The sequence below is a fragment of the Mesorhizobium sp. WSM4844 genome, assembly GCF_055811775.1.
Genome location: NZ_JBVVQB010000228.1, coordinates 1 through 244, shown reverse-complemented (window position 1 = coordinate 244; position 244 = coordinate 1). Strand labels below are relative to the sequence as shown.

The window sequence follows — 244 nt, the reverse complement described above, 5'->3', positions numbered from 1 at the left end:
GCGGTTTACCTGTAAAAAAAAAAAAAAAAAAAAAAAAAAAAAAAAAACACCCCCCCCCCCCAAAAAAAAAAACAACACCCCCAAAAAAAAAAAAAAAAAAAAAAAAACAAAACAAAAAAAAAAAAAAAAAAAAAAAAAAAACACCCCCCCAAAAAAAAAAAAAAAAAAACAAAACACACCAACCAACCCAACCCCACCCCCCCCCACCAAAAAAAAAAAAAAAAAAAAAAAAAAAAACAGCCAC

General features: G+C 27.5%; 1 protein-coding gene. It reads left to right on the top strand.

Going from position 1 to position 244, the window contains the following annotated elements; translation table 11 throughout:
- On the top strand, positions 1-244 hold a 244-nt coding region (locus tag AC0L2A_RS36540), incomplete at both ends, for a hypothetical protein (protein ID WP_473613038.1).